Source organism: Leeuwenhoekiella sp. CH_XMU1409-2 (assembly GCF_037029365.1).
GTDB classification, from domain to species: domain Bacteria; phylum Bacteroidota; class Bacteroidia; order Flavobacteriales; family Flavobacteriaceae; genus Leeuwenhoekiella; species Leeuwenhoekiella blandensis.
Genome location: NZ_JAYMEI010000004.1, coordinates 162588 through 188436 on the forward strand (window position 1 = coordinate 162588; position 25849 = coordinate 188436).

The following is a 25849-nucleotide window of genomic DNA, read 5'->3' on the forward strand; positions in this document are numbered from 1 at the left end:
TTAATATTGAATTTTGAGTACTTTTTATTTGAGACCAAAAAATTATTTATGCAAATACTGGGAGTAGACGTAGGTGGATCAGGCATCAAAGGAGTACCTGTAAACCTCGAAAAAGAAGAATATTTAGGTGAACGTTTTAGACTCGACACTCCCGTTCCCCGCGAACCCAAAGCCATGGTCAAAACCATAGCAGAAGTTGTAAAACATTGGGACTGGAAAGGTCCTGTAGGCGTAGGATTCCCAACAGTTATTCATAAAGGAAAAGCGATAGAACATGGTAATCTCGATAAGTCTTGGGTGGGCATCCAAGTAGATGATATGATCTCGCAAAAAATAGGTCTTCCTGTAAATGTAATGAACGATGCAGATGCCGCCGGCTTGGCTGAAATGGAGTTTGGCGTTGGCAAAGGCGTTGAAGGTCTGGTTATCGTGGTGACCGTAGGCACAGGAATAGGAAGTGGTGTTTTTTATAACGGCGAACTCATCCCTAATTTTGAACTTGGGCAAATGCGCTACAAGAAGAAAAAAATTATTGAAAAGTATGCTTCTCGTCGCGTCCGTCTGGATAACAAAATGAGTTTTAAAAAGTGGGGAAAACGTTTCAATAAATTTATACAGCTCACTACGCAGATTTCGCAACCCGAAATGATCATCATTGGTGGTGGCGCTAGCAAAAACCTGGACGAATACATCAAGTATTTAAAGACAGACATTCCTATTGTAGCGGCACACACACGTAATCACGCGGGAATCATTGGAGCAGCCTTAGGCGCAAGACATTTACTTTAATTCAAATTTCACTGAAAAAATCTACCTTAGGGCAATCGTTGAGGCACTGGCTTAAAACGAATTTTCAAATTCAAGCCAAGCCTCAAAATATTGAATCCTTTGGTGTCACCAATAAAAAAGAGGTCTGTGAGACCTCTTTTTTTATACTTAACTTTCAACACTTAAGATTGAAGTTCGTTATGTCTTGCTCTGGCAAGCAAGGTGTTTTTTAACAACATCGCAATGGTCATAGGCCCTACTCCACCAGGAACCGGCGTAATAAAATCTGCTTTTTTACTTACCTCAGCAAAATCTACATCACCCGCGATTCGATAACCGCGCTCTTTAGTTTCGTCTGGTACGCGAGTAATGCCCACATCGATAACCGTTACATTATCCTTAACCATGTCGGCCTTTAAAAATTCAGGCACTCCTAAGGCTGTAATAATGATATCTGCTTGCTTAGTAAGTTCTTCAAGATTTTTAGTTCGACTGTGCGTCAAGGTAACTGTACTGTCACCAGGCGTTCCTTTCTGAGACATCAAAATACTCATAGGACGACCTACAATGTGACTACGGCCAATTACAACCGTATGCTTTCCTGAAGTCTCTACGTTGTAGCGCTTGAGCAATTCCATTATTCCAAACGGTGTCGCTGGGATAAAAACAGGCATATCTTGCGCCATTTTACCAAAGTTAGTCGGGTGAAACCCATCTACATCTTTGTCAGGATCTACAGCCAATAAGACTTTTTGCTCGTCAATATGCTTCGGTAAAGGCAGCTGAACAATATAGCCGTCAATCTCAGGATTGTTATTCAGCTTATTGATATGATCTAAAAGCTCTTCTTCTGTAGTTTCCTCAGGCAATTGAATTAATGTAGACTCAAAACCAATACGCTCGCAAGCACGTACTTTACTTCCCACATACGTCAAACTTGCGCCATCGTTACCTACCAAAACAGCCGCCAAATGAGGTACTTTTTCACCTCGTTCTTTCATCGCCTTTACTTCTTCGGCGATCTCGTTTTTTAAATCGTTACTGGTTTTCTTTCCGTCTAAGATTGTCATTTTATATCAGTTGGCAGGAACAGTTGGCAGTATTCAGTTTGAACCAAATTTTCCCGGATTATTAATCATATAATTTATTAATCTACCTACTTCCTGACTTTTCTCAAGAGTAGCCAAATACATTTCTACAGAAATATAATTGCAAGCTTTTGCAAATTTTAACCACGTTTGGGTCTCTCCATTTTCGGCATCACAATCAGTTAACTTACTTACAAAGTGTTTCTGATACCTCTGCTTTCGGTATGATTCAGACATATTTGCACAAACAGCTCTTGATGACCTTCTAATTTGATCAGTAAGTGAATATTGCTCTTCTCTCGGAAAGGCCTTAGAGATATCGAAGACATCCATAGCTAAATCAAAAGCTTTCTGATATGCTAATAAATCTTCCACACCCATAAGTTCTATTTTTTACCGAAAGATAAATACGGCTGCAAACTGCTTACTGAAACTGCCTACAGTAAACTGAGACTGCTCGCTGTAAACTGAATGCTGCTTAGCGCATTTGATTCATCATCTGCATCATTTTGGCTCCGCCGCCACCTTGCATCATCTTCATCATTTTACTCATTTGGTTGAATTGCTTCAACAACTGATTCACCTCTTGAACCGAAGTTCCAGAACCTTTACTGATGCGTTTTTTACGACTAGAATTTATGATCGACGGCTGAGTACGCTCGTCTGGTGTCATACTGTGAATGATGGCTTCGATACCTTTAAAAGCATCATCATCTATGTCAAGACCTTTAAGCGCTTTACCTGCACCGGGAATCATCCCAATAAGATCTTTCATATTACCCATTTTCTTGATCTGTTGAATCTGCTTCAGGAAGTCGTCAAAACCAAATTGATTCTTAGCGATCTTCTTCTGAAGTTTACGCGCTTCTTCTTCATCAAACTGCTCTTGCGCACGCTCAACAAGAGAAACCACGTCTCCCATGCCAAGAATACGATCAGCCATCCGTGAAGGATAGAACACATCAATTGCTTCCATTTTTTCACCGGTACCGATGAATTTGATTGGTTTATCTACAACCGTTTTGATAGAAAGCGCCGCACCACCGCGAGTATCACCATCTAATTTGGTTAAGATTACCCCGTCAAAATTCAGGACATCGTTAAACGCCTTTGCAGTATTCACAGCATCCTGACCCGTCATCGAGTCAACAACAAATAAAGTTTCTTGAGGTTTGATCGCTTCATGAATTGCAGCAATCTCGTTCATCATCGCTTGGTCAACTGCAAGTCGCCCCGCGGTATCAATAATCACCGCGTTAAATCCGTTTGCTTTTGCGTATGCAATAGCTGCTTCAGAAATCTTAACCGGATCTTTTTCTTCTTTATTAGAATAAACCTCAACACCTATCTGATCACCAACCACGTGCAACTGATCTATCGCCGCAGGACGGTAAACGTCACAAGCAACCAAAAGTGGTTTTTTAGTCTTTTTATTTTTAAGGAAATTAGCCAGCTTACCAGAAAAAGTGGTTTTACCACTACCCTGCAGACCAGACATCAAAATAACCGAAGGATTGCCTGAAAGATTGATTCCTTCTGCCTCACCGCCCATAAGTTCGGTAAGCTCATCTTTTACCAATTTGGTCATCAATTGACCCGGTTTTAAAGCGGTCAATACATCTTGACCTAAAGCTTTCTCCTTAACCGTATTGGTAAAATCTTTAGCTATTTTATAGTTAACATCGGCATCTACAAGCGCACGACGAATTTCTTTAAGGGTCTCGGCTACGTTTACTTCTGTAATCTGACCGTGCCCCTTAAGCACGTGCATCGCCTTATCTAACTTATCACTTAAATTATCAAACATAGGTTTTATCTAAAAACAACCCTTTGTACTAAAACTCAGGTATGTGTTGAACTCTTATTTTTCATCGGCTAAAACTCCGATAGATTTAATCCATTAAATGAATTAAGGTTGCAAATTTAAGGAATTTGAACATACTTTTTTGAAGCAAAAAACAGATCAAAAACCAAATGCTACATACGCTCGGGAACTTGAATTCCTAGCAATCCAAATGCTGCTTCGATCACTTCGCCTACTTTTTTAGAAAGCGCTACGCGGAAGCTTTTTTCGGCATCGGTATCTGCTCCTAAAATAGAGACTTGTTGATAGAAGGAATTAAACTCTTTTACCAAATCGTAGGTGTAATTTGCGATCAACGCCGGACTGTGATTTTCTGCTGCCAACTGTACCGTTTCAGGATATAAAGCAAGTTGCTTGATCAGCTCTTTTTCTTTAGACTGAAGCGCTTCATACGCATAATCTTCAGCAACTCCGGTATCTGCCGCCTTTCTTAAAATCGACTGAATACGCGCATAAGTATACTGAATAAACGGCCCCGTATTTCCTTGAAAATCTACAGATTCTTCAGGATTGAAAAGAATACGCTTTTTAGGATCTACTTTTAGAATATAGTACTTCAAAGCTCCAAGACCAATAATCTTATATAACTCTTGCTTTTCAGCCTCGCTATAACCGTCTAGTTTTCCTAATTCTTGGGCAATGTTTCCGGCAGTTGTCGCCATTTCTTCAACAAGATCGTCTGCATCAACCACGGTTCCTTCGCGGCTTTTCATTTTTCCGCTAGGCAAATCAACCATCCCATAACTTAGATGGAATAAATGCTCAGCCCAGTCATAACCTAATTTCTTCAGAATCAAGAAAAGTACTTTAAAGTGGTAATCTTGCTCGTTACCTACGGTATAGATCATTCCGCCTACGTCAGGATGATCTTTCACCCGCTGAATTGCAGTACCTATATCTTGCGTCATATAAACCGCGGTACCATCACTACGTAAAACGAGTTTTTCATCAAGACCATCTTCAGTCAAATCACACCAAACCGAACCGTCTCCTTTCTTATAAAAAACACCTTTTTTAAGGCCTTCTTCAATATTGTCTTTTCCTAATAAATAGGTATTGCTCTCGTAATAATAGCTGTCAAAATCAACTCCTAGATTTTTATAGGTTTCTTCAAAACCTTCATAAACCCAACCGTTCATTTTTTCCCAAAGTGCAACAACTTCTTCATCGCCGGCTTCCCACTTGCGCAACATATCCTGGGCCTCAAGAATAAGCGGTGCTTCCTTTTCGGCTTCCTCCTTTGTTTTTCCTTGAGCAACTAAATACGATTGCTCTTCTTTATAGGCTTTATCAAACTTCACGTAGTAATTCCCTACCAACTTATCCCCTTTGAGTCCGGTTGATTCAGGAGTTTCACCTTCGCCAAATTTCTGCCACGCCAGCATACTCTTGCAAATATGAATTCCGCGATCGTTGATGATCTGGGTTTTATAAACTTTCTTTCCTGAAGCTTTTAAAATTTCGGCAACCGAATAGCCTAATAAATTATTACGAATATGCCCCAAGTGCAATGGCTTGTTCGTGTTGGGCGAAGAATATTCAACCATCACCGCTTTGCCAGATTCAGGCTCGTGACCAAAGTTCTTTTGATCTCGAATTCCGTCGAAGAAATTCAGATAATACGCATCTGCAATTACCAGATTCAGAAACCCCTTAACCACATTAAAATCTGAAATTTCGTCCAAATTCTCCTTCACATAAGTTCCTATTTGCTCACCAATCACCGCCGGATTTCCTTTTGCCACGCGCAAAATAGGAAATACAACCACTGTTAAATCACCTTCAAAATCTTTACGAGTAGGTTGAACTTCAACAGTTTCTAAGCTTGCGCTAAACAGTTCTTGAACCGCATCTTTAACGGCGTTTGTGAGTTTTTCGGATAAATTCATGAGTGCTTTTTCTGAAGGCGCAAAGATACGTAAAACAAGCAGTTGACAAAGCAAAATACAGCACCTGTCTTGTTTCTAAATGCCCAAAAAGCCAGATTATCTGGTAAATTGATATCTTTAAAAGAAAAAATGCTGCTTAACGTCTCCTACAACAATCCTGAAGTAACTCGAAAAATCAATAACGAGGTAGGAAAACCTTTCACTTTACGCGAGCGAATTAAAATGAAAGGAATTGGTTCGTCAAAACTATTTATCACCTCCACGAGTATTGAGATTCACAATTTACTTATCCTCGACAGCTATGTAAACACCTGTAATATCGAAATGCGTCCTAGCGGCATTATTGTGGGTTTTCGGTCCCTTTTAGAATCTTATGCGTTGATCATTCCTTACTACAAATTGCGTCTTTATAAAGGTAAAGCCGAAGAATACAGTATTTACAGGGATCACTATTTTATTAAGATACGCGCGAAGGCAAATGATAAGGCGACTCACAAATTCATAAAAAAAGTCATGGATTATAAAGCTGAGAATCTTCCGCTAGGCCCTGAAGATCTTTAGACTAAAGTTTTAGAACTACTTTCACAGGGTCTTACCCCTTTAAAATTGTATCTTTAAAAGGCTATGAAATTACTACTTACAGGAGCCAACGGCTACATAGGAATGCGACTCATTCCCTTTCTACTTGAAGAAGGGCACGATCTGGTTTGCGCGGTTCGTGATAAAAATCGGCTCGCCGTAAACCCACGCATACGTTCTAAGATCACTATTGTAGAAATAGATTTTCTAGAAGAACCTAATCCTAATGTCCTCCCACAAGATATAGATGCAGCATACTATTTAATTCATTCTATGACCTCATCAACTTCAGATTTTGATGAGAAAGAAAAGCGCGCCGCAGAAAATTTTAACGTGTATCTATCTAAGACCAATTGCAAACAGGTTATTTATCTAAGCGGAATCATCAATGATGAAAACTTAAGCAAGCACCTCAACTCGCGCAAACAAGTGGAAGACACACTTTATAAAGGCAAATTCAACCTTACCGTGTTGCGTGCTGCAATCATCGTAGGTTCAGGAAGTTCGTCTTTTGAAATCATTAGAGACTTATGTGAAAAGCTCCCGATAATGATCACGCCAAAATGGGTGAAAACGCGCTGTCAACCCATTGCTATTCGTAATGTGATTCAATATTTAACCGGAGTTTTAGGAAAGGAATCCTGTTATAACGCGTCTTTTGATATTGGCGGCCCAGATGTTTTAACCTACAAGCAAATGATGCTTTTGTATGCTAAAATACGAGGCCTAAGTCTTACGATTCTTGATGTACCGGTAATGAGACCAAAACTTTCTTCTTACTGGTTGTATTTTGTAACCTCAACCAGTTATAAACTAGCACTCAACCTTGTTGACAGTATGCGCGTTGAAGTGATCACAGGCGATACCCGCCTACAGGAAATGCTAGACATAAAGCCCATAAATTATAATGACGCCATTAAAATGGCCTTTGAGAAAATCGAACAAAATCAGGTAGTTTCTAGCTGGAAGGATAGTTTAGTGAGTGGGCGCTTTCGCAAAGATCTTAATCACTACATCAAAGTTCCTGAATATGGCTGCCTGAAAGACCGACAGCAAATCAAACTAAAAGACCCTGAACAGGCACTAGAAAACATATGGTCTATAGGCGGAAAACGCGGTTGGTATTATGCAAATACCTTGTGGAAAATACGCGGTTTTATTGATAAACTCTGGGGTGGCGTAGGTTTACGCCGCGGGCGAACACACGACAACGAACTCTACGAAGGGGATTCTTTAGATTTTTGGCGGGTTTTATTAGCTGATAAAAAAGAAAAAAGATTACTGCTCTTTGCAGAAATGCGCGTTCCCGGTGAAGCCTGGCTAGACTGGGAGATCGATGACGATAATGTTTTACATCAAACTGCCACCTTTAGACCCAGAGGCTTGTGGGGACGGCTGTACTGGTTTAGTATGTTGCCTTTTCACTATTTTATTTTTGGTGGAATGATACGGAATATAGCCCGATACAAACCTAAAAAAGCTGCTATATCAAACTTCTAAAAACGATAAAGAAAAACCTACTTCTTCTAGTTCCGACTGGAATTTTACTACTTGTCGCGTTCTTGATTTTTGGATTCACTGAAGAAAGCTATGCGTTGATCGAAACCCTTTCGACACACATTAGATCTTATTTTGGAAGGTTTTATCTCATTCTTGGTTTAGCTTGTGTTTTGGTTCTTGTAGTTGTAGCTAGTTCTCCTTTAGGAAAATACAAGTTGGGTACACCGGCTGAAAAACCAGCATTCAACAGACTTTCCTGGATCGCGATGCTATACAGCGCAGGAATGGGTGCTGGAATTTTGCTTAGAGCCGTTCAGGAACCTGTATTTATGCAACAAAACCCGCCTATTCTCACGCAAATATCTGCTGAAATTCAAGCCCTCGAATTTACCTTTTACCAATGGGGATTTACAGCCTGGGCCTTTTATGCTGTTTTTGCCCTAGCGATTGGTACAGTTGCATTTAAATACGGCCGACCGGCTTATACCAGCAGCACCGTTTTCTCTCACTCTAAAACGCTAACCCATAAAATAGGGATTAAGAGTATTGACATCCTCGTAATTCTGACTACCGTTTTTGGACTTATTGCCGCTATTGCATTGGGAGCGCGACAAATAAAAGGCGGACTCGATTACCTTGACAATGCTACGCTAAGTAAGTCCTTCACATTAATCATCATAATTCTTGTTGGAGTTTTATCTCTAATCTCAGCTTTGAGTGGAATGCATAACGGCATTAAAAAACTATCTCGAGCTAATATATTTATGAGTTTTGCGCTGCTGCTTTTTGTTTTTGTTCAAAGTGATGTTCTCTTGATCTTAGAACAGTTTGTAATCGCACTGTATCATTATGTCGTCGACTTCATTCCGCTTAGTTTAGCCTATGGTAGCTTTAATCCCGGCGAGCAATTTCTAACAGATTGGACCTACTATTATTGGGCTTTTTGGATTGCCTGGGCTCCGTTTACAGGAATTTTTATCGCCAATATTTCCCGAGGAAGAACGCTTAGGGAAATTATAATTGGTGTGTTACTTATTCCCTCTTTAGGAAGTTTTTTCTGGTTCACCGTTTTTGGCCAAGCAGCCTTTGATCTTATCCAGCAATGGGGAACTTATACCAACGAGTTTGACAATGTGTTTAGTTCGTTATTTTTGTTTTTAAGCAATTATCCTGCGCAATTCATCATCAACACGCTAGTCATCCTGCTATTACTCAGTTTTCTCGTGACTTCTTTAGATTCCGCAATTCTTGTTTTAAGTCTTCATAGTGCTCGTAGAAAGAAGCCATCAAAACGCAACAGAATTTTGTGGGGATTGATTTTAACCATTACCGCGATCGCCTTTACCGTATTAAGTTTCAACAAAGAAGAGATAGACGTGCTCAACACCATGCAAAAGTTGCTCATCGTAACATCTCTACCGCTTAGCTTCTTTATGGTTTGGATGTTGATCAGGTGGATCAAAAATCTAATCGCTAAGACCTAGGCAGGAAAATTTCTGCCATCATACAACGGGCGCTTCCTCCCCCACAGGTTTCAATAGTTTTTAGATCACTGCTTAAAATCTCACTGTATTTTTCAATAGATGCTATTTGAGTTTCGTCTAGAGAATTATACGCTTGCGCACTCATCACCAAATACTTTTGGCCAGAAGCATTCACAACTTCAAGCATATTTCCTGCAAATTGATGCATTTGAGCTTCAGTGATCGCTATAATTTTTTTACCTGACTCCTTAAGCTGATTGATCACTTGCTTACGCTCTTTTTTATCATCTATAGACTGAAGACAAATCACGGCAAAATCTTGCGCGACACACATCATTACATTGGTATGATAAATAGGTAAGCGCTTACCATCAACGGTTTGATTGGCGTGAAAAATCACAGGCAAGTATCCAAAATCTTCACAAAATTCTATAAAAAGCATCTCATCTGCGCGTGCTGAAAGTGCGCAGTAGGCTTTCTCATTTTCCCGATCTAGAATAATGCTTCCGGTTCCTTCTAAAAAAAGTTCTTCCTCTTCAGCTTCGGTATAATCAATGACATTTTTTATAGCAAATCCAGAATCCTCAAGTAACGTAAAAAACTCCTCACGACGCTCTCTGCGTCTGTTTTCGGCATACATAGGATAAACAGCTACATCACCGTTAGCGTGCGTACTCACCCAATTATTAGGAAATATAGAATCTGGGGTGTCTAGCTCCTTCTCATCCTGTAGTACCAAAACATTAATTCCGGCTGCTTTGAGCTTTGCTACAAAGCCATCAAATTCTTCCTGCGCTTGTGCATTAATAGCTTCATTTTCAAGAGCGAGATCTTCTTGAAAATAATTGTTTACAGCAGTTTGCTCGTTCTTTCTAAAAGATGCAGGGCGCACCATCAAAACGGTATTGGTATTCTGTTTCATAGGGGTAATGACAATTTTATTGGCTCCGCCAAAGAATTTAATATCCAGATCGTTTTCGGGATTCCAAGAAATCAAAATTTTGTTTTTAACGTATGCCTCTTGGATTTGCCCGAGGTATTTTATTCTCTAACCAGAGGTAATGTGCTGCAACGCAAAAGCCCTTCCTGCTTAGATATTTCGGCATAAGGTACTTCTTCAACAGTAATACCTTTGTCGCGTAACCATGTGTTTAAACGCGTAAAATTTTGTTCTGAAATCACGACATCGGGAGCAATTGAAAAAATGTTTGAATTCATATGATACATTTCTTCCGCAGTGATCTCAAAGATATTTTCTTTTCCGAATAGATTTACAAGCCAATTATACTCAGACGCTTCCAAAAAACCGTTTTTATGCAAAATGGCATATTTTTCTCCAACCGGTTGAAAGCAGCAATCCAAATGCAAAGCATTCTCATAAGGATTGGTATTTGATTTCCTTAGATTAAACGAAACCACTTTTTTATCTGGAAACAGCTTTTGCAAATAGTCTATCGCTAGCATATTGGTGCGTGCGATAATATAATCAGAATAGTCTGGACCACGATATACTCCCACAAGAATATAATCTTTGTAAGGCATCACATCACCTCCTTCGATATGTGCTTCTTCTGGAAATCTTACAATTTTCTCAGGATCAATTTGTGTGAGCACGTGTTCTATAGCTTCGATTTCCTGCTCACGATCTGGTAAAATATTTGCTTTGATGAACGTATCTTCAATCACAAAACCAATATCTCTGGCAAAAATTTGATTATAATCTGCGATAAGTTTAGGTCTAAAAACCTGTACGCCATATTTATTAAAAACCTCTTCTACAGCATTCATCTCTGCCACCATATCCTCCTCTTTAGGGTAGGTTTTCTGTTTTATGTGTAAAATAGACTTAGGGTCATAAGCATCTTCAAGTTTTGGCACACCGCCATTGCTCAAAGCCGTCCCTAATATTACCGCTCGAAGACGAGAGGTTTCGTCTGTGATATTTAATTTAATCATACCCGCAAATATAAAAACAAAAGCGGGTTTTTGATCAACTCCAAAAACCCGCTTCAATTACTTTATTTTTTAATTCTAGCGTTCACTCATCGCTTTAAATGGACGGTGAGTCTCGCCTATATAAACCTGACGTGGTCGTCCAATAGGTTCTTTACGAAGACGCATTTCTCTCCATTGCGCGATCCATCCTGGCACACGACCCATCGCAAACATTACAGTAAACATTTCAACAGGAATTCCTAATGCACGATAAATGATACCTGAATAGAAATCTACGTTAGGATATAATTTACGTTTTACAAAGTATTCATCTTCTAGCGCTTCTTTTTCTAAACCTTTAGCGATAGCAAGTACTTCGTCTTCTATACCCAACTGTTCTAAAACGTCATCTGCTGCTTTCTTGATGATTTTTGCACGCGGATCAAAGTTTTTATAAACGCGGTGACCAAAGCCCATCAAACGGAATGGATCTTCTTTATCCTTTGCCTTAGCCATATATTTCTTAGTATCTCCGCCATCAGCCTTAATCCCTTCAAGCATTTCAATCACTGCTTGATTGGCTCCACCGTGAAGTGGTCCCCAAAGTGCAGAAATACCTGCGGAAATTGAAGCAAATAAACCTGCGTGAGATGATCCTACGATACGTACAGTTGAAGTTGAACAGTTTTGCTCGTGGTCTGCGTGAAGGATAAGCAGCTTATCTAAAGCTTCAATGATTGTTGAATCTACTTTGTACTCGCTGTTAGGTTTAGAGAACATCATTTTGTGTAAGTTCTCTACATAATTTAAGCTGTCGTCACCATAATCAAGTGGCTTGCTCTTTTTGGTACGCATCGTCCAAGCTACTAACACTGGAAATTTACCCAGAAGCTTAACGATTGCGTTATACATATCTTCTTCAGAATCTACATTAACAGCATCTGGATTGAATGCGGTCAAGGCTGAAGTAAGCGATGCCAAAACACCCATAGGATGCGCTGACTTAGGAAAACCGTTAAGAATTTTCTTTACGTCTTCATCTACGTGGTTTTCTTCTTTGATGTCATTGTGAAATTTGGTCAACTGCTCTTCAGTAGGTAATTCACCAAAAATCAGTAAATAAATCACTTCTAAGAAAGAAGCTTTTTCAGCTAAATCTTCAATGGCGTAACCGCGATATCTTAAGATTCCTTCCTCACCATTTAAAAAGGTTATTGCACTCTCGCAACTTCCTGTATTTTTAAAACCGGGATCTATAGTTGTTAAACCACCTGTTACTGCGCGCAAGCTGGCGATATCGATTGCACTTTCATTTTCACTACCAGTTACTATAGGAAACTCATAGGACTTATCACCTATTACTAGTTTAGCATTATCTGCCATTTTTTTAATATGTTTTAGCTGATTATCAATTTTTTCAAGAGCTGCTAAATTACGAAATGCAAAGGGATTTCTAAAGTATTTGCACTTATAGGAAGGTTAAAAAAATGAAAATAAAAAAGGGGTAAATACTTTAAAAGTATACTACCCCTCACCCAACTTCAAAACTTAGATATCTTAAGTTTGGTAAAAAAGAGCGAAACATACTTATTTCAGAATCGCTCTTTCACCCAACTTCAAATTTTCTGATCTAGTTACCTAGATATGTTAGGTGAAATAATCTAAATTTTGAACATTAAGTCCAATTTATTTGCGGTGGAAAATTAATAGTTTTTTTCTTACTAAAATTGAATTGTATCGAAAAAATAAGTACTTAATCGTTAAAACAAACCATTTAAGTCATCAAGTACTTGTATAAAGCGAGATATTCGGATTGCTACATTTTCATACAATGATCATTTTGAATCAGTTAGCATTTTTTACTGAAAAAATAATGCGATCAAAATAGACCCTGAGTATAAAAAAAGAGGCGCTTTATCAAAGCGCCTCTTTTAATAAGTTAAGCATTTAAAGATTAGCTTACTTTAAACGCTTTTTCTTTTGGGAAATACGCTACAGTCCCTAACTCTTCTTCAATGCGTAATAACTGGTTGTATTTTGCCATACGATCACTTCGTGAAGCAGAACCTGTTTTGATCTGTCCTGTATTTAACGCAACTGCAAGGTCTGCAATTGTATTATCTTCAGTTTCTCCAGATCTGTGAGACATTACCGAAGTATAACCTGCGTTATGCGCCATATTAACCGCTGCGATTGTTTCGGTTAAAGTTCCTATTTGATTTACTTTAATCAAGATTGAATTTGCAATACCGTTTTCGATACCTCTTGAAAGACGCTCTACATTTGTTACAAATAAATCATCCCCTACTAGCTGAACCTTATCTCCAATCTTTTCAGTTAAAGACTTCCAACCGTCCCAGTCGTTTTCATCCATTCCATCTTCGATAGAAATAATAGGATATTTAGAAGCAAGTTCTGCAAGATATTGTGCTTGCTCTTCGCTTGTTCTTACTACTCCTTTATCACCTTCAAACTTGGTGTAATCATATTTACCGTCTACATAGAATTCAGCAGAAGCACAGTCTAAGGCGATCATTACTTCGTCACCAAATTTATACCCTGCATTCTCAACAGCTTTCTGAATACTTTCGATTGCATCTTCAGTTCCCTCTAGCGTTGGTGCAAAACCTCCTTCATCACCTACCGCAGTGCTCAATCCACGATCGTGCAATACCTTTTTAAGATTATGGAAGATTTCAGTTCCCATTTTCATAGCATGAGTAAAATCTTCAGCCTTTACCGGCATGATCATAAACTCTTGAAAAGCAATAGGCGCATCACTATGCGAACCTCCATTAATAATATTCATCATAGGTACCGGAAGTGTATTTGCGCTTACTCCACCTACGTAACGATACAACGGCATGTTAAGTTCGTTTGCTGCTGCTTTTGCAACTGCAAGAGAAACACCTAAAATTGCGTTTGCACCAAGCTTTGATTTATTAGGAGTTCCGTCTAAATCAATCATCGTTTGATCGATCAGGTTTTGTTCAAAAACAGAAACACCTAAAAGCTCCTGAGCAATTACTGCATTAACATTCTCAACAGCTTTCAAAACTCCTTTGCCCATATAATCTGAACCACCATCACGCAGTTCAACCGCCTCGTGCTCACCAGTTGAAGCTCCTGAAGGAACTGCAGCTCTACCAAGCACACCGTTTTCGGTTAAAACATCTACCTCTACTGTGGGATTCCCACGAGAATCAAGAATTTGACGTGCGTGGATATTGATTATTATACTCATTGTTCTTTAAATATTGATTAGTTAATATAGTTAGCGCAATATACGCAATACTGCATTATTGAGCGGAGAAACAGCGAGCTTTTGACGAATTTTAAAGATTATTTAAAACTTTGTACGCATTGATTTCATTCTGTAGAAATATGTTAATCAATAGTCTAAAAGCTCCTTCTTTTAAACAAAAAATCCCGGCAATGCCGGGATTTAATTTATACTGAAACTTTATTCATTCGTTCTAAAAACTCATCAAAGAGATAAGTTGCATCGTTAGGACCAGGACCAGCTTCAGGATGGTATTGAACCGAAAAACAATTTTTGTTCTTCATACGTAGTCCCATCACCGTTTGATCATTAAGGTGCTTATGCGTCACCTCTACATCTGGATTGCTTGAAGCCTCATCGTAATTCACAGCAAAACCATGATTTTGAGAAGTGATCTCTCCTTTACCCGTACCGTGATTCAATACCGGATGATTAATACCGCGATGACCGTGGTGCATTTTAAATGTGCTAATACCGTTTGCCAAAGCAATAATCTGGTGTCCTAAGCAAATTCCAAATAGTGGCATATCATCTGCAAGTATGTTTTTTGCAGTTTCAATAACCTCTTTTAAAGGCTCTGGATCCCCTGGACCATTGGAGAGGAAAAAACCATCAGGATTCCAAGCCTTCATCTCCTCGTAAGGTGTATTATATGGAAAAACCTTGATATACATATTACGCTTAGCCATATTGCGCAATATATTTTTCTTGATACCTAAATCTACCGCTGCAACTTTATAAGATGCATTTTCGTCTCCAAAATAGTAAGGCTCTTTGGTACTTACTTTAGAAGCTAACTCTAAGCCGTGCATATTAGGAACATCAGCCAGTTTTTTCTTAAGGCCTTCCACATCATCCACCTCTGTAGAGATTACAGCGTTCATAGCGCCATTGTCTCGAATATAGGAAACCAAAGCTCTCGTATCAACATCAGAAATCACAAAAAGATTATTGCGATCTAAAAATGACTCAAGTGATTCATCTACACGAATACGTGAATAGTTATAACTAAAATTCTTACAAATAAGCCCTGAAATCTTTACGGTATCAGACTCTGTTTCTTCATTATTACCACCATAATTACCAATGTGTGCATTAGTAGTAACCATTAATTGACCGTAATATGAAGGATCTGTAAAAATTTCTTGATACCCTGTCATACCGGTATTAAAACAAACTTCTCCAAAAGCAGTCCCTTCTTTATTCCCTACAGATTTGCCATAAAAAATTGTACCGTCTGCAAGCAACAAAAGTGCTTTTCTATTGGTTTGATATTTCATTTAGTTTTTTTTCAAAATTAATTTAAAGGTTTATAATACTAAACAGAACTTCTGCATTTAATTTTTAAAGACTATTTACATAGTCCATCATTTTTATAATGTCTTTCTCGTCACCATAAGAAAGGTCGTTTTGCTTTACATATTTTACCAACTCTTTCTCCTTAGGCTTTTCTAAATCAAAAGATTTAAGCACACGCCCTTTACGCAATGGCATTAAGGTAATTTTATCATCATGCTCATAGTAAAAATTCTCTCTTCTGATGTATTTATCTACAGGTCTGTTTTTCATAGGATCCGGTGAACTAGGAACCAATTTTACGGTATAAGCTCTAAGTAGTCTGTCATCGCCATAATCTGCAATAACTTCATAAATCTGTCTCCCAGTCTTAGTGAACTTACTTTCATATTTTCTACCTAAAACTTCAAAATAATCGATCTGATTAAATTGAAAAGTAAATAAGGAATCTTGACCGATTTTGGTTACAAAAGCCTGTGTATTTAAGTTTAGATTGATATTATCTAACATATACAGTTGCCCATTAGTTGCATACACACGTGCACTATGAATCCAGTCATCAAATAGATACGGAGTACCTTCAACACGAGCTACCGGCGGAATACTTTGTATAGAACCATAAGAATTACGCACTCCATTAGAAACTGATAATAGTTGATCTGGATTATTAACCAGGCGTTCTTGATCTTGAGAATAAGTTGTAGCAATTGTAAGTATACAAACTGCTAGACTGATGAATGGTTTAAGCATAGTAAAAAGTATTAAAGGTTTATAAATACAAAAAAAAGGATAAGCCATAAGGCTTATCCTTTTTTAAAAAATTAAAACATTGGTATGTTTTTACTCTTCCTCGTCATTAGCTTTTGTTTCTTTAACAGGAGCTTCAGTTTTTGCAGTGGATGCTTTCTTACCTGCTCTACGAGTAGATTTTTTCTTGGTTTTACCAAGGTTATATAGTTCGTTGTAATCAACTAATTCGATCATCGCCATATCTGCATTATCTCCAAGACGATTTCCTAATTTGATGATTCTTGTATAACCACCTGGACGATCACCAACTTTTACAGCCACATCTCTAAAAAGTTCTGCAACCGCATCTTTTTGGCGCAATTTACTCATCACAATACGACGATTGTGAGTAGTATCTTCTTTAGACTTTGTTACTAGCGGCTCAACAAACTGCTTTAAAGCTTTTGCTTTTGCAACAGTTGTATTGATACGTTTGTGCTCAATTAATGAACAAGCCATGTTTGCTAACATAGACTTTCTATGAGCGGTCTGACGTCCTAAATGATTATTCTTTTTTCCGTGTCTCATGACATTTAATTTAAGCTACCATCTTGCTCTACCCTTTTTGAGGAGCAAAATATGGAGCGTTACTAATCTTTATCTAATTTGTATTTTGAAAGATCCATTCCAAAATTCAGTCCTTTTACATTTACAAGCTCTTCAAGCTCTGTAAGTGATTTTTTACCAAAATTACGGAATTTCATCAAATCGTTCTTGTTATAAGAAACTAAGTCTCCTAAAGTTTCAACTTCAGCAGCTTTAAGACAGTTCAAGGCACGTACAGAAAGATCCATATCTACCAATTTTGTCTTAAGCAATTGACGCATATGCAATGACTCTTCATCGTAAGTTTCAGTCTGAGCAATCTCATCAGCCTCAAGGGTGATACGCTCATCAGAAAACAACATAAAGTGATGAATCAAAGTTTTTGCAGCTTCAGTTAAAGCATCTTTAGGATGAATAGAACCATCTGTAATGATCTCAAAAACCAACTTTTCATAGTCAGTCTTCTGCTCTACACGATAGTTCTCAATGCTATACTTCACATTTTTGATTGGAGTATAGATTGAATCTGTAAAGATCGTACCTACAGGTGCGTTTTGTTTCTTATTCTCTTCAGCAGGAACATAACCACGACCTTTTTCTACCGTGATTTCCATATTGATATTAACACTTTTCTCCATATTGGCGATTACCAAATCTGGATTAAGAATTTGAAAACCAGAAATAAATTTCTGGAAATCTCCGGCAGTTAACTGCTCTTTATCAGAAACCGAAATAGTTACAGTTTCATTATCAATCTCATCAATCTGTCTTTTAAAACGTACTTGTTTAAGATTAAGAATGATTTCTGTAAAGTCTTCTACAACTCCTGCTATAGTTGAAAACTCATGATCTACTCCTTCAACACGTACAGAAGTAATAGCAAAACCTTCTAAAGACGAAAGCAATACTCTACGTAACGCGTTACCCACAGTTAAACCGTAACCTGGCTCTAAAGGTCTGAATTCAAACTTACCTTCAAAGTCAGTAGAGTCAATCATTATGACCTTATCGGGCTTCTGGAAATTTAGTAATGCCATATTATGTTTTCTAAGAGTTGTTATTTATTATTTAGAGTACAATTCGACAATGAACTGTTCGTTGATGTTTTCTGGAATCTGAATACGTTCAGGAACAGAAACGAAAGTACCTTGTTTTGAATCATTATTCCAAGAAATCCACTCATATACGTGGCTAGCATTTGCTAAAGAATCCTGAATTGCACTTAATGATTTTGATTTTTCACGTACAGCAACAACATCTCCAGCCTTTAATTGATAAGAAGGAATGTTTACAAGCTCACCATTAACAGTGATATGTCTGTGTGAAACTAATTGACGAGCAGCTCTTCTTGAAGGAGCAATACCCATTCTGAATACAACATTATCCAAACGTGACTCACAAAGTTGTAATAACACAACCCCGGTAATTCCCGTTGCGCTTGTTGCTTTTTCAAACATATTACGGAATTGATTTTCTAATATCCCGTAAGTATATTTTGCTTTTTGCTTCTCTTGAAGCTGGATCGCATACTCAGACTTCTTACCACGACGTCTGTTGTTACCATGCTGACCTGGAGGATAATTTCTCTTTTCGAAAGATTTGTCATCTCCAAAAATCGCTTCTCCAAACTTACGAGCGATTTTAGTCTTAGGACCGGTATATCTTGCCATTTTAAAAAATAATTAGTGGGGTGATTAAGGAATTAAGGTCTAGTCCTTCGCAAAATCGTTACTCCCCGATTGATATAAAAAATTGATTAAACTCTTCTTCTTTTAGGAGGACGACATCCATTGTGAGGTAATGGAGTAACATCGATAATTTCAGTTACTTCGATACCGCTATTGTGGATAGATCTGATTGCAGATTCACGACCATTACCTGGTCCCTTCACATACACCTTTACTTTACGCAATCCTGCTTCGTGTGCAACTTTGCTTGCATCTTCTGCAGCTAATTGAGCAGCGTAAGGAGTATTTTTCTTAGAACCTCTAAAGCCCATTTTACCGGCAGAAGACCAAGAAACAACATCACCTTTCTTATTTGTCAAAGAAATTAAAATGTTGTTGAAAGACGCTGCAATATGCGCTTCTCCTACAGACTCAACAATTACTTTACGCTTTTTAGTGGTTTTTGCAGCCTTACCGCTTTTTCCTCCACCTTTAGTGTTTTGCTTTGCCATTGTTAATTATTATTTAGTTGCTTTTTTCTTGTTAGCAACCGTTTTACGCTTACCTTTTCTAGTTCTAGAGTTGTTCTTTGTACGTTGACCTCTAAGTGGCAAACCAGAACGGTGTCTGATTCCTCTGTAGCAACCAATATCCATAAGACGCTTGATACTCATAGAAACTTCACTTCTAAGTTCACCTTCTATCTTGTAAGAACCTACAGCCTCACGAATACGACCAATTTGATCATCATCCCATTCGTTTACTTTTAAATTCTCATCTACGTCAGCTTGAGCTAATATTTTCTGAGCTCTGCTCTTTCCGATTCCAAAGATGTAAGTCAAAGCGATTACACCTCTCTTTTGTTTTGGGATATCTACCCCTGCAATTCTAGCCATAATCCTTAACCTTGTCTTTGTTTGAACTTAGGGTTCTTTTTGTTAATTACGTATAATCTTCCTTTGCGACGTACAATCTTGCAGTCTGCACTTCTTTTCTTTACTGATGCTCTTACTTTCATCTTACTAGTATCTATAAGTTATACGAGCCTTTGTTAAATCGTAAGGGCTCATTTCAAGTTTTACTTTGTCCCCAGGTAGTAATTTTATATAATGCATGCGCATCTTACCTGAGATATGCGCTGTTACGATGTGACCGTTTTCTAGCTCAACGCGAAACATTGCGTTAGACAATGCTTCAATAATTGAACCGTCTTGCTCTATTGCTTGTTGTTTTGCCATTATGCTACTGCTTTTCTATTCTTACCTGTTTTCATCAAGCCATCATAATGTCTATTCAACAAGTATGAATTAACCTGTTGCATAGTATCGATAGCTACACCCACTAGAATAAGCAATGATGTTCCACCATAGAACAAAGCCCATCCTTGTTGCATTCCAAGTACACTTACTGCGACAGCAGGAAATATTGCTATAAGCGCTAAAAATATAGAACCCGGAAGCGTGATTTGCGACATGATACGATCTAAATATTCTGAAGTCTCACTGCCTGGTCTAATACCGGCAATAAAGCCTCCGCTTCTCTTAAGATCATCGGCCATCTTATTGGTAGGAACGGTTATGGCTGTATAGAAATATGTAAAAATTATAATCAACAGACCAAATACCAAATTATACCAAAAACCAAAAATATTTGTAAACTGAGACGCGATAGACTCTGCTAAAGGCGAATCAGACAAACCAATTACTGCTCCAGGAATAAACATAATTGCCTGAGCAAAAATGATAGGCATTACCCCAGAAGCATTAAGCTTAAGCGGTATATACTGTCTACTACCCATTACGTTACGCTCATAACTACCGCTAGCAGTTCTTCTTGCATATTGCACAGGTATTTGACGTACTGCCATCACAAGAAGTACTGATAATAAAATGATAACAAACCAAATTACTAATTCAATAAGAATCATAATTAGTCCACCATTTGATTCAGATACTCTTGAAACCCATTCCTGTAAAAAGGATTGTGGTAATCTCGCGATGATACCCACCATAATTAAAAGTGAAATACCATTACCTATACCTTTATCGGTAATCTTCTCACCCAACCACATTGCAAAAATACAACCTGTAGTTAAGATAATAACAGAAGAAATGATAAACGTTACATTACTTCCCATTACAAAAGCTTCCGGCGGAAGCAAGTTGAAAAGGTTTGTAATATAACCAGGTCCTTGAATTAAGGTAATCGCAATAGTTAACCATCTTGTGATCTGGTTAATTTTACGACGTCCACTTTCACCTTCCTTTTGCAGTTTTTGTAAATAAGGCACCGCAATACCCATAAGCTGCACTACAATAGATGCAGAAATATAGGGCATGATACCAAGAGCAAATACAGAGGCATTAGAAAATGCCCCTCCTGTAAATGCGTTCAACAAACCAAGTAGCCCACCATCTGTCTGTGCAGCAAGGTTAGCTAATTGAGATGCATCAATACCCGGAAGTACGATTTGAGCACCAAATCGGTATACTAAAAGCAGACCTAGGGTTAAAAGAATGCGATTCTTTAACTCTTCGATCTTCCAGATATTTTTTATCGTTTCTATAGCCTTCATGCTGATTTGTGTTATAAAGTTACTGCTTCTCCGCCTGCTGCTTCAATAGCTTTCTGTGCTGAGGCTGTAAATTTATGAACTGTAATCTTCAATTTAGCTTTTAATTCACCGCGACCTAAAATCTTCACTAGATCATTTTTACCGGCCAATCTGTTTTCTACTAAAACATCGATGGTAACTTCATCTTTGATTCTACCAGCGTCAACATATTCTTGTAGGGTATCAAGATTAACTCCAGTGAATTCCTTACGGTTAATATTTGTAAAACCGAATTTAGGAACACGTCTTTGAAGCGGCATTTGTCCACCTTCAAATCCTACTTTTTTAGAGTATCCTGATCTTGACTTCGCACCTTTGTGCCCACGGCCTGCAGTTCCACCATTTCCTGTGGCTTCACCACGACCTCGCCTGCTATCGTTCTTTTTTACCGAGCCAGCTGCCGGTTTTAGATTGTTTAAACCCATTGTTAATTATGTTTAAGCTTCTTCTACAGAAACTAAATGACTTACTTTATTAATCATCCCCAAGATGTTAGGAGTATTTTCATGCTCTACAACTTGGCCCATTTTCTTAAGACCTAACGCCTCTAATGTTCTCTTTTGGTTTTGAGTACGATTGATCGCGCTCTTTACCTTAGTTACTTTAATCTTTGCCATTGTCTTAAAATTATCCTTTAAAAAGTTTCTCAAGAGAAATTCCGCGCTGTTTTGCTACGGTTTCTGCACTTCTTAATTGTAAAAGCGCGTCAAAGGTAGCTTTTACAACGTTATGAGGGTTAGAAGATCCTTGATTTTTTGAAAGTACATCGTGAATACCTACAGATTCTAATACTGAACGTATTGCCCCACCGGCAATAACACCCGTACCAGGAGCGGCTGGCATAAGCAGTACACGTGCACCACCATATTTACCTTTTTGCTCGTGAGGAATTGTACTCTTAGTTAATGGAATACGTACTAAGTTTTTCTTAGCGTCTTCTACTGCTTTTGCAATTGCACTAGCAACATCTTTTGACTTACCAAGACCTTGACCTACAACACCATTCTCATCTCCTACAACAACAATAGCAGAAAAACCAAAAGCTCTACCACCCTTTGTTACCTTAGTAACACGTTGAACACCAACTAAGCGATCTTTAAGATCAAGTCCGCTTGGTTTTACTAACTCGACGTTTTTATAATTTTGATACATAACTTCTTAGAATTTTAATCCGCCTTCTCGGGCTCCTTCTGCTAATTGTTTTACTCTTCCGTGGTATAAATACCCACCTCTATCAAAAGCTACCGCTTCAATACCGGCTTCTTTAGCCTTTTCAGCGATTGCTAATCCTACCTTCTTAGCTACTTCAGCTTTGCTACCTTCTGCAGAGAAACCTTTGTCTCTTGAAGATGCAGCACCTAATGTTTTACCGGTAGTATCATCTATTATCTGCGCGTAAATCTCTTTATTACTTCTATATACAGATAGTCTTGGACGCTCTGTAGTACCCTCAAGTGACTTGCGAATTCTACGACGTATTTTATTTCTTCTGGTATACTTTGAAAATGCCATAACTCTATATATTATGCAGATTTACCTGCTTTTCTTCTAATTTGTTCACCCACAAACTTGATACCTTTTCCTTTATACGGCTCAGGCTTACGGAAACTTCTAATTTTAGCAGCAACTTGACCAACTAATTGTTTGTCATGTGAAGTTAATTTTACGATTGGATTTTTACCTTTTTCAGTAACTGTCTCAACCTTAACTTCAGGAGCTATATCCATAACGATGTTATGTGAAAAACCAAGTGCCATATCTAATTTCTGGCCTTGATTGCTTGCTCTATAACCAACACCTACTAATTCTAAAGATTTAGTATATCCTTCAGAAACACCACCGATCATATTGGCAATAAGCGCACGATAAAGACCGTGCTTAGCTTTAAACTCTGCTTTTTCAGAAGGGCGCTCAAGTGTAACAACACCTTCTTCTACTTTAATATCTATGTTAGAATACTCTTGCTTTAGCTCTCCTAACTTTCCTTTTACCGTAATAATACCATCTGCTACATCGACAGTAACTCCAGAAGGTATTGTAATTGGATTTTTTCCTATTCTTGACATTGCTCTGTTCCTTTTAACTGATTAATATACGTAGCAAAGTACTTCGCCTCCAACATTCTCGCTTTGAGCCTGCTTCCCTGTCATTACTCCTTTTGAAGTAGAAACAATAGAGATACCTAAACCATTAAGAATACGTGGCACATCTTTAGAAGATGAATATTTACGTAAACCTGGCTTACTTATTCTCTGAATGTCTTTGATAATAGACTCCTTAGTGTCTTTATCGTACTTCAAAGCAATCTTAATGCTACCTTGAGCAGTTTTGTTCTCAAATTTGTAACTTAAAATATAACCTTGATCAAATAAGATCTTGGTTATCTCCTTTTTTAAGTTTGAAGCAGGAATTTCCACAACTCTGTGGTTTGCTGCCGCTGCGTTTCTAATCCTAGTTAGAAAGTCTGCAATAGTATCTGTATACATTTGTATTAAATTGCGGTCTTGGTTTTCCTTATTAGACTATCTAATAACGAACCTAAAACCAGTTTATTCTTAATTTACCAGCTAGCTTTTTTAACACCTGGTATAAGACCTTGGTTTGCCATCTCACGGAAAGTTACACGTGAAATACCAAAGGTTCTCATATATCCTTTAGGACGTCCCGTTAATTTACAACGGTTATGTTGACGTACAGGAGATGCATTTTTAGGCAGCTTTTGTAATGCCTCATAATCTCCAGCCTCTTTTAAGGCTTTTCTTTTTTCAGCATATTTGGCTGCAAGTTTCTCGCGTTTTCTCTCACGAGCTTTCATTGATTCTTTTGCCATAATTACTTCTTTTTAAAGGGTAGCCCCAATTGAGTTAATAATGCTTTTGCTTCTTTATCTGTTTCTGCAGAAGTTTCAAAGGTAATATTCATACCTTCAATTTTACGCACTTTATCAATATCAATTTCAGGAAAAATGATTTGCTCGGTAATCCCTAGGTTGTAGTTACCACGACCATCAAATCCAGTAGCATTAATACCGTTAAAGTCTCTTACTCGAGGTAATGCAGAAGTGATCAAACGATCTAAAAATTCATACATACGCTCTCCACGTAAAGTAACTTTTGCTCCAATAGGCATACCTTTTCTAAGTTTAAACGCCGCAACGTCCTTTTTAGAAACAGTAGCTACAGCTCGCTGACCAGAAATTGTTGTCAATTCTTCTACAGAATAATCAATTAGTTTCTTATCTGCAACAGCTGCACCGATACCTCTTGAGATAACGATCTTTCTTAATTTAGGTACTTGCATAACATTCTTATACCCAAATTCTTCAGTAAGAGCAGATATTACACGCTCTTTATATTCTGTCTTTAGTCTTGAAATGTAAGCCATAACTAAATTACTTCATTTGATTTTTTAGAAAAACGCACTTTCTTATCTCCTTCCACTCTGTATCCAACGCGAGTAGTATCTCCGTTAGCATCTACTAATGAAAGATTTGAAATGTGAATAGGCGCCTCTTTCTTTGCAATACCTCCTTGAGGATTTGAAGCACTAGGCTTCTCGTGTTTAGACACTAGGTTAATCCCCTCAACGATTGCTTTGTTCTTATCTTTAATAACGCGTTGTACTTTACCTTCTTGACCTTTATGATCACCGGCAATTACCTTAACATTATCTCCAACTTTTATTTTAAGCTTTGTCATCTTTTTACTGTATTAAAGCACCTCTGGCGCTAATGATACAATCTTCATGAATTGCTTTTCACGAAGTTCTCTCGCTACAGGGCCAAATACACGAGTACCGCGCATTTCTCCTTGAGCATTTAAAAGTACACAAGCATTATCATCAAAACGGATATAAGATCCATCAGGACGACGTACTTCTTTACGTGTACGCACTACAACTGCAGTTGAAACGGCTCCTTTTTTTACTTGACCGTTAGGAGTTGCATCTTTTACAGAAACAACAATTTTATCACCTACAGAAGCATATCTTCTTTTTGTACCGCCCAACACACGAATAGTCAAAACTTCTTTTGCTCCAGTGTTGTCAGCTACTCTTAATCTTGATTCTTGTTGTAACATAATTACTTAGCTCTTTCAATGATTTCTACAAGTCTCCAACTTTTTGATTTACTTAAAGGTCGTGTTTCCATGATCTTTACAGTATCTCCAATATTGCAGTCATTTTGCTCGTCGTGCGCTACGTATTTCTTCGTTTTCAAAACGAATTTACCATACATAGGGTGTTTTACTTTCTTAACCTCAGAAACCACAATAGACTTCTGCATTTTATTACTCGTAACGACACCTATACGTTCTTTTCTTAAATTTCTTTTTTCCATCTTAAGCAGCATTATTGTAATTCTCTTTTTGTAAGCTCAGTAGCAATACGCGCTACAGATCTTCTTAGACCTCTAAGCTGAATGGGATTTTCCAAAGGAGAAATAGCGTGAGCCATTTTTAAGTCAGAATAAGCTCTTTTTGCTTTTACTAACTCTTCCTGTAATTCTGCTACAGATAGTTCTTTTACTTCTGATTGTTTCATTTTTC

34 protein-coding genes are annotated in these 25849 nt (G+C 38.0%); 4 read left to right on the forward strand and 30 right to left on the reverse strand.

Translation table 11 applies throughout. The features are described 5' to 3' along the window. Window positions 1–48: 48 nt before the first annotated feature. A complete protein-coding gene (ppgK, locus tag WA338_RS05890) occupies window positions 49–789 on the forward strand; it encodes a polyphosphate--glucose phosphotransferase (RefSeq protein WP_040533223.1) in 741 nt (246 codons plus the stop codon). Between the two features lie 161 nt (window positions 790–950). Here the strand turns inward: ppgK and folD are convergent, their stop codons facing one another. From folD to argS, 4 genes are all read right to left on the reverse strand, one after another. Continuing rightward, window positions 951–1838 (reverse strand): bifunctional methylenetetrahydrofolate dehydrogenase/methenyltetrahydrofolate cyclohydrolase FolD, encoded by an 888-nt coding sequence (gene folD / locus WA338_RS05895; protein ID WP_009779221.1) that lies wholly within the window; start codon window positions 1836–1838, stop codon window positions 951–953. Window positions 1839–1871: 33 nt separating this feature from the next. Continuing rightward, entirely contained in the window at window positions 1872–2237 is a 366-nt protein-coding gene (locus WA338_RS05900) for a four helix bundle protein (RefSeq protein ID WP_009779220.1), read from the reverse strand. 97 nt (window positions 2238–2334) lie between these two features. Next, the gene (gene ffh / locus WA338_RS05905) at window positions 2335–3663 is read right to left on the reverse strand and encodes a signal recognition particle protein (protein ID WP_272984618.1); all 1329 of its coding nucleotides are present in this window, start codon (window positions 3661–3663) and stop codon (window positions 2335–2337) included. A 170-nt stretch (window positions 3664–3833) separates the two neighbouring features. Further along, window positions 3834–5609, reverse strand: coding sequence for an arginine--tRNA ligase (gene argS / locus WA338_RS05910; protein WP_336092629.1), 1776 nt, complete (start codon window positions 5607–5609; stop codon window positions 3834–3836). Between the two features lie 129 nt (window positions 5610–5738). Here argS and WA338_RS05915 point away from each other — a divergent pair, with 129 nt between their 5' ends. The 3 genes from WA338_RS05915 to WA338_RS05925 all read left to right on the forward strand — a co-directional run bounded on the left by WA338_RS05915 (window position 5739) and on the right by WA338_RS05925 (window position 9172). Then, entirely contained in the window at window positions 5739–6170 is a 432-nt protein-coding gene (locus WA338_RS05915; protein WP_040533219.1) for a hypothetical protein, read from the forward strand. 63 nt (window positions 6171–6233) lie between these two features. Next, the gene (locus tag WA338_RS05920) at window positions 6234–7688 is read left to right on the forward strand and encodes an SDR family oxidoreductase (RefSeq protein ID WP_009779216.1); all 1455 of its coding nucleotides are present in this window, start codon (window positions 6234–6236) and stop codon (window positions 7686–7688) included. Window positions 7689–7693: 5 nt separating this feature from the next. Then, window positions 7694–9172 (forward strand): BCCT family transporter, encoded by a 1479-nt coding sequence (locus WA338_RS05925; RefSeq protein WP_272984651.1) that lies wholly within the window; start codon window positions 7694–7696, stop codon window positions 9170–9172. Here the strand turns inward: WA338_RS05925 and ctlX are convergent. The 26 genes from ctlX to rpmC form a co-directional block, all read right to left on the reverse strand. Beyond that, window positions 9162–10094 carry a citrulline utilization hydrolase CtlX gene (gene ctlX / locus WA338_RS05930; protein WP_040533217.1) on the reverse strand — a complete coding sequence of 311 codons (933 nt, stop codon included), beginning with the start codon at window positions 10092–10094 and terminating at the stop codon, window positions 9162–9164. The two genes, WA338_RS05925 and ctlX, sit on opposite strands and share 11 nt — an antisense overlap. Before the next feature lie 119 nt (window positions 10095–10213). Then, the gene (locus WA338_RS05935; RefSeq protein WP_040533215.1) at window positions 10214–11128 is read right to left on the reverse strand and encodes a dimethylarginine dimethylaminohydrolase family protein; all 915 of its coding nucleotides are present in this window, start codon (window positions 11126–11128) and stop codon (window positions 10214–10216) included. A 75-nt stretch (window positions 11129–11203) separates the two neighbouring features. After that, on the reverse strand, window positions 11204–12490 hold the full coding sequence (locus WA338_RS05940) for a citrate synthase (RefSeq protein ID WP_009779212.1): 1287 nt from the start codon (window positions 12488–12490) through the stop codon (window positions 11204–11206). Between the two features lie 571 nt (window positions 12491–13061). Then, the gene (gene eno, locus WA338_RS05945) at window positions 13062–14351 is read right to left on the reverse strand and encodes a phosphopyruvate hydratase (RefSeq protein WP_009779211.1); all 1290 of its coding nucleotides are present in this window, start codon (window positions 14349–14351) and stop codon (window positions 13062–13064) included. A gap of 206 nt (window positions 14352–14557) precedes the next feature. After that, complete coding sequence (carA, locus tag WA338_RS05950; RefSeq protein ID WP_009779210.1) at window positions 14558–15670, reverse strand: glutamine-hydrolyzing carbamoyl-phosphate synthase small subunit; 1113 nt, start codon at window positions 15668–15670, stop codon at window positions 14558–14560. Window positions 15671–15734: 64 nt separating this feature from the next. Continuing rightward, window positions 15735–16436: a hypothetical protein gene (locus WA338_RS05955; RefSeq protein WP_154648901.1), complete on the reverse strand. Its 702-nt coding sequence runs from the start codon at window positions 16434–16436 to the stop codon at window positions 15735–15737. A gap of 90 nt (window positions 16437–16526) precedes the next feature. After that, the gene (gene rplQ, locus WA338_RS05960; RefSeq protein ID WP_040532571.1) at window positions 16527–17003 is read right to left on the reverse strand and encodes a 50S ribosomal protein L17; all 477 of its coding nucleotides are present in this window, start codon (window positions 17001–17003) and stop codon (window positions 16527–16529) included. A gap of 62 nt (window positions 17004–17065) precedes the next feature. Next, complete coding sequence (locus WA338_RS05965) at window positions 17066–18058, reverse strand: DNA-directed RNA polymerase subunit alpha (protein WP_040532569.1); 993 nt, start codon at window positions 18056–18058, stop codon at window positions 17066–17068. Window positions 18059–18085: 27 nt separating this feature from the next. After that, window positions 18086–18691 (reverse strand): 30S ribosomal protein S4, encoded by a 606-nt coding sequence (gene rpsD, locus WA338_RS05970; RefSeq protein ID WP_009779206.1) that lies wholly within the window; start codon window positions 18689–18691, stop codon window positions 18086–18088. 86 nt (window positions 18692–18777) lie between these two features. Beyond that, window positions 18778–19200 carry a 30S ribosomal protein S11 gene (gene rpsK / locus WA338_RS05975; RefSeq protein WP_009779205.1) on the reverse strand — a complete coding sequence of 141 codons (423 nt, stop codon included), beginning with the start codon at window positions 19198–19200 and terminating at the stop codon, window positions 18778–18780. 9 nt (window positions 19201–19209) lie between these two features. Further along, window positions 19210–19584 carry a 30S ribosomal protein S13 gene (gene rpsM / locus WA338_RS05980; protein ID WP_009779204.1) on the reverse strand — a complete coding sequence of 125 codons (375 nt, stop codon included), beginning with the start codon at window positions 19582–19584 and terminating at the stop codon, window positions 19210–19212. A 5-nt stretch (window positions 19585–19589) separates the two neighbouring features. Beyond that, complete coding sequence (gene ykgO, locus WA338_RS05985; protein WP_009779203.1) at window positions 19590–19706, reverse strand: type B 50S ribosomal protein L36; 117 nt, start codon at window positions 19704–19706, stop codon at window positions 19590–19592. Between the two features lie 4 nt (window positions 19707–19710). Beyond that, window positions 19711–19926 (reverse strand): translation initiation factor IF-1, encoded by a 216-nt coding sequence (gene infA / locus WA338_RS05990; protein WP_009779202.1) that lies wholly within the window; start codon window positions 19924–19926, stop codon window positions 19711–19713. Then, window positions 19926–21263, reverse strand: coding sequence for a preprotein translocase subunit SecY (gene secY / locus WA338_RS05995; protein ID WP_009779201.1), 1338 nt, complete (start codon window positions 21261–21263; stop codon window positions 19926–19928). The genes infA and secY overlap by 1 nt, the downstream gene beginning before the upstream one ends. Window positions 21264–21274: 11 nt before the next feature. Next, complete coding sequence (gene rplO / locus WA338_RS06000) at window positions 21275–21727, reverse strand: 50S ribosomal protein L15 (protein WP_009779200.1); 453 nt, start codon at window positions 21725–21727, stop codon at window positions 21275–21277. Window positions 21728–21739: 12 nt separating this feature from the next. Continuing rightward, entirely contained in the window at window positions 21740–21919 is a 180-nt protein-coding gene (gene rpmD, locus WA338_RS06005) for a 50S ribosomal protein L30 (RefSeq protein WP_009779199.1), read from the reverse strand. 10 nt (window positions 21920–21929) lie between these two features. Next, complete coding sequence (rpsE, locus tag WA338_RS06010) at window positions 21930–22454, reverse strand: 30S ribosomal protein S5 (protein WP_009779198.1); 525 nt, start codon at window positions 22452–22454, stop codon at window positions 21930–21932. Between the two features lie 6 nt (window positions 22455–22460). Next, window positions 22461–22814 (reverse strand): 50S ribosomal protein L18, encoded by a 354-nt coding sequence (gene rplR / locus WA338_RS06015; RefSeq protein ID WP_009779197.1) that lies wholly within the window; start codon window positions 22812–22814, stop codon window positions 22461–22463. 11 nt (window positions 22815–22825) lie between these two features. Then, the gene (rplF, locus tag WA338_RS06020; RefSeq protein WP_272984616.1) at window positions 22826–23368 is read right to left on the reverse strand and encodes a 50S ribosomal protein L6; all 543 of its coding nucleotides are present in this window, start codon (window positions 23366–23368) and stop codon (window positions 22826–22828) included. Window positions 23369–23389: 21 nt separating this feature from the next. Then, complete coding sequence (gene rpsH, locus WA338_RS06025; RefSeq protein WP_272984615.1) at window positions 23390–23788, reverse strand: 30S ribosomal protein S8; 399 nt, start codon at window positions 23786–23788, stop codon at window positions 23390–23392. A 74-nt stretch (window positions 23789–23862) separates the two neighbouring features. Next, entirely contained in the window at window positions 23863–24132 is a 270-nt protein-coding gene (gene rpsN / locus WA338_RS06030; RefSeq protein WP_009779194.1) for a 30S ribosomal protein S14, read from the reverse strand. 2 nt (window positions 24133–24134) lie between these two features. Continuing rightward, window positions 24135–24686 carry a 50S ribosomal protein L5 gene (gene rplE, locus WA338_RS06035; protein WP_009779193.1) on the reverse strand — a complete coding sequence of 184 codons (552 nt, stop codon included), beginning with the start codon at window positions 24684–24686 and terminating at the stop codon, window positions 24135–24137. A gap of 2 nt (window positions 24687–24688) precedes the next feature. After that, window positions 24689–25000 carry a 50S ribosomal protein L24 gene (rplX, locus tag WA338_RS06040; RefSeq protein ID WP_009779192.1) on the reverse strand — a complete coding sequence of 104 codons (312 nt, stop codon included), beginning with the start codon at window positions 24998–25000 and terminating at the stop codon, window positions 24689–24691. A 12-nt stretch (window positions 25001–25012) separates the two neighbouring features. Beyond that, window positions 25013–25381 carry a 50S ribosomal protein L14 gene (gene rplN / locus WA338_RS06045; protein WP_009779191.1) on the reverse strand — a complete coding sequence of 123 codons (369 nt, stop codon included), beginning with the start codon at window positions 25379–25381 and terminating at the stop codon, window positions 25013–25015. A gap of 2 nt (window positions 25382–25383) precedes the next feature. Then, complete coding sequence (gene rpsQ / locus WA338_RS06050) at window positions 25384–25641, reverse strand: 30S ribosomal protein S17 (RefSeq protein WP_040533212.1); 258 nt, start codon at window positions 25639–25641, stop codon at window positions 25384–25386. Window positions 25642–25652: 11 nt separating this feature from the next. Next, a complete protein-coding gene (gene rpmC / locus WA338_RS06055) occupies window positions 25653–25844 on the reverse strand; it encodes a 50S ribosomal protein L29 (protein ID WP_009779189.1) in 192 nt (63 codons plus the stop codon). Window positions 25845–25849 lie beyond the last annotated feature (5 nt).

Excerpts from the sequence above, each read along its gene's own strand:
- ppgK (WP_040533223.1), top strand. The coding sequence starts at position 49 with ATGCAAATACTGGGAGTAGACGTAGGTGGATCAGGCATCAAAGGAGTA.
- folD (WP_009779221.1), bottom strand. The coding sequence starts at position 1,838 with ATGACAATCTTAGACGGAAAGAAAACCAGTAACGATTTAAAAAACGAG.
- WA338_RS05900 (WP_009779220.1), bottom strand. The coding sequence starts at position 2,237 with ATGGGTGTGGAAGATTTATTAGCATATCAGAAAGCTTTTGATTTAGCT.
- ffh (WP_272984618.1), bottom strand. The coding sequence starts at position 3,663 with ATGTTTGATAATTTAAGTGATAAGTTAGATAAGGCGATGCACGTGCTT.
- argS (WP_336092629.1), bottom strand. The coding sequence starts at position 5,609 with ATGAATTTATCCGAAAAACTCACAAACGCCGTTAAAGATGCGGTTCAA.
- WA338_RS05915 (WP_040533219.1), top strand. The coding sequence starts at position 5,739 with ATGCTGCTTAACGTCTCCTACAACAATCCTGAAGTAACTCGAAAAATC.
- WA338_RS05920 (WP_009779216.1), top strand. The coding sequence starts at position 6,234 with ATGAAATTACTACTTACAGGAGCCAACGGCTACATAGGAATGCGACTC.
- ctlX (WP_040533217.1), bottom strand. The coding sequence starts at position 10,094 with ATGAAACAGAATACCAATACCGTTTTGATGGTGCGCCCTGCATCTTTT.
- WA338_RS05935 (WP_040533215.1), bottom strand. The coding sequence starts at position 11,128 with ATGATTAAATTAAATATCACAGACGAAACCTCTCGTCTTCGAGCGGTA.
- WA338_RS05940 (WP_009779212.1), bottom strand. The coding sequence starts at position 12,490 with ATGGCAGATAATGCTAAACTAGTAATAGGTGATAAGTCCTATGAGTTT.
- eno (WP_009779211.1), bottom strand. The coding sequence starts at position 14,351 with ATGAGTATAATAATCAATATCCACGCACGTCAAATTCTTGATTCTCGT.
- carA (WP_009779210.1), bottom strand. The coding sequence starts at position 15,670 with ATGAAATATCAAACCAATAGAAAAGCACTTTTGTTGCTTGCAGACGGT.
- WA338_RS05955 (WP_154648901.1), bottom strand. The coding sequence starts at position 16,436 with ATGCTTAAACCATTCATCAGTCTAGCAGTTTGTATACTTACAATTGCT.
- rplQ (WP_040532571.1), bottom strand. The coding sequence starts at position 17,003 with ATGAGACACGGAAAAAAGAATAATCATTTAGGACGTCAGACCGCTCAT.
- WA338_RS05965 (WP_040532569.1), bottom strand. The coding sequence starts at position 18,058 with ATGGCATTACTAAATTTCCAGAAGCCCGATAAGGTCATAATGATTGAC.
- rpsD (WP_009779206.1), bottom strand. The coding sequence starts at position 18,691 with ATGGCAAGATATACCGGTCCTAAGACTAAAATCGCTCGTAAGTTTGGA.
- rpsK (WP_009779205.1), bottom strand. The coding sequence starts at position 19,200 with ATGGCAAAGCAAAACACTAAAGGTGGAGGAAAAAGCGGTAAGGCTGCA.
- rpsM (WP_009779204.1), bottom strand. The coding sequence starts at position 19,584 with ATGGCTAGAATTGCAGGGGTAGATATCCCAAAACAAAAGAGAGGTGTA.
- ykgO (WP_009779203.1), bottom strand. The coding sequence starts at position 19,706 with ATGAAAGTAAGAGCATCAGTAAAGAAAAGAAGTGCAGACTGCAAGATT.
- infA (WP_009779202.1), bottom strand. The coding sequence starts at position 19,926 with ATGGCAAAACAACAAGCAATAGAGCAAGACGGTTCAATTATTGAAGCA.
- secY (WP_009779201.1), bottom strand. The coding sequence starts at position 21,263 with ATGAAGGCTATAGAAACGATAAAAAATATCTGGAAGATCGAAGAGTTA.
- rplO (WP_009779200.1), bottom strand. The coding sequence starts at position 21,727 with ATGGGTTTAAACAATCTAAAACCGGCAGCTGGCTCGGTAAAAAAGAAC.
- rpmD (WP_009779199.1), bottom strand. The coding sequence starts at position 21,919 with ATGGCAAAGATTAAAGTAACTAAGGTAAAGAGCGCGATCAATCGTACT.
- rpsE (WP_009779198.1), bottom strand. The coding sequence starts at position 22,454 with ATGTATCAAAATTATAAAAACGTCGAGTTAGTAAAACCAAGCGGACTT.
- rplR (WP_009779197.1), bottom strand. The coding sequence starts at position 22,814 with ATGGCATTTTCAAAGTATACCAGAAGAAATAAAATACGTCGTAGAATT.
- rplF (WP_272984616.1), bottom strand. The coding sequence starts at position 23,368 with ATGTCAAGAATAGGAAAAAATCCAATTACAATACCTTCTGGAGTTACT.
- rpsH (WP_272984615.1), bottom strand. The coding sequence starts at position 23,788 with ATGTATACAGATACTATTGCAGACTTTCTAACTAGGATTAGAAACGCA.
- rpsN (WP_009779194.1), bottom strand. The coding sequence starts at position 24,132 with ATGGCAAAAGAATCAATGAAAGCTCGTGAGAGAAAACGCGAGAAACTT.
- rplE (WP_009779193.1), bottom strand. The coding sequence starts at position 24,686 with ATGGCTTACATTTCAAGACTAAAGACAGAATATAAAGAGCGTGTAATA.
- rplX (WP_009779192.1), bottom strand. The coding sequence starts at position 25,000 with ATGACAAAGCTTAAAATAAAAGTTGGAGATAATGTTAAGGTAATTGCC.
- rplN (WP_009779191.1), bottom strand. The coding sequence starts at position 25,381 with ATGTTACAACAAGAATCAAGATTAAGAGTAGCTGACAACACTGGAGCA.
- rpsQ (WP_040533212.1), bottom strand. The coding sequence starts at position 25,641 with ATGGAAAAAAGAAATTTAAGAAAAGAACGTATAGGTGTCGTTACGAGT.
- rpmC (WP_009779189.1), bottom strand. The coding sequence starts at position 25,844 with ATGAAACAATCAGAAGTAAAAGAACTATCTGTAGCAGAATTACAGGAA.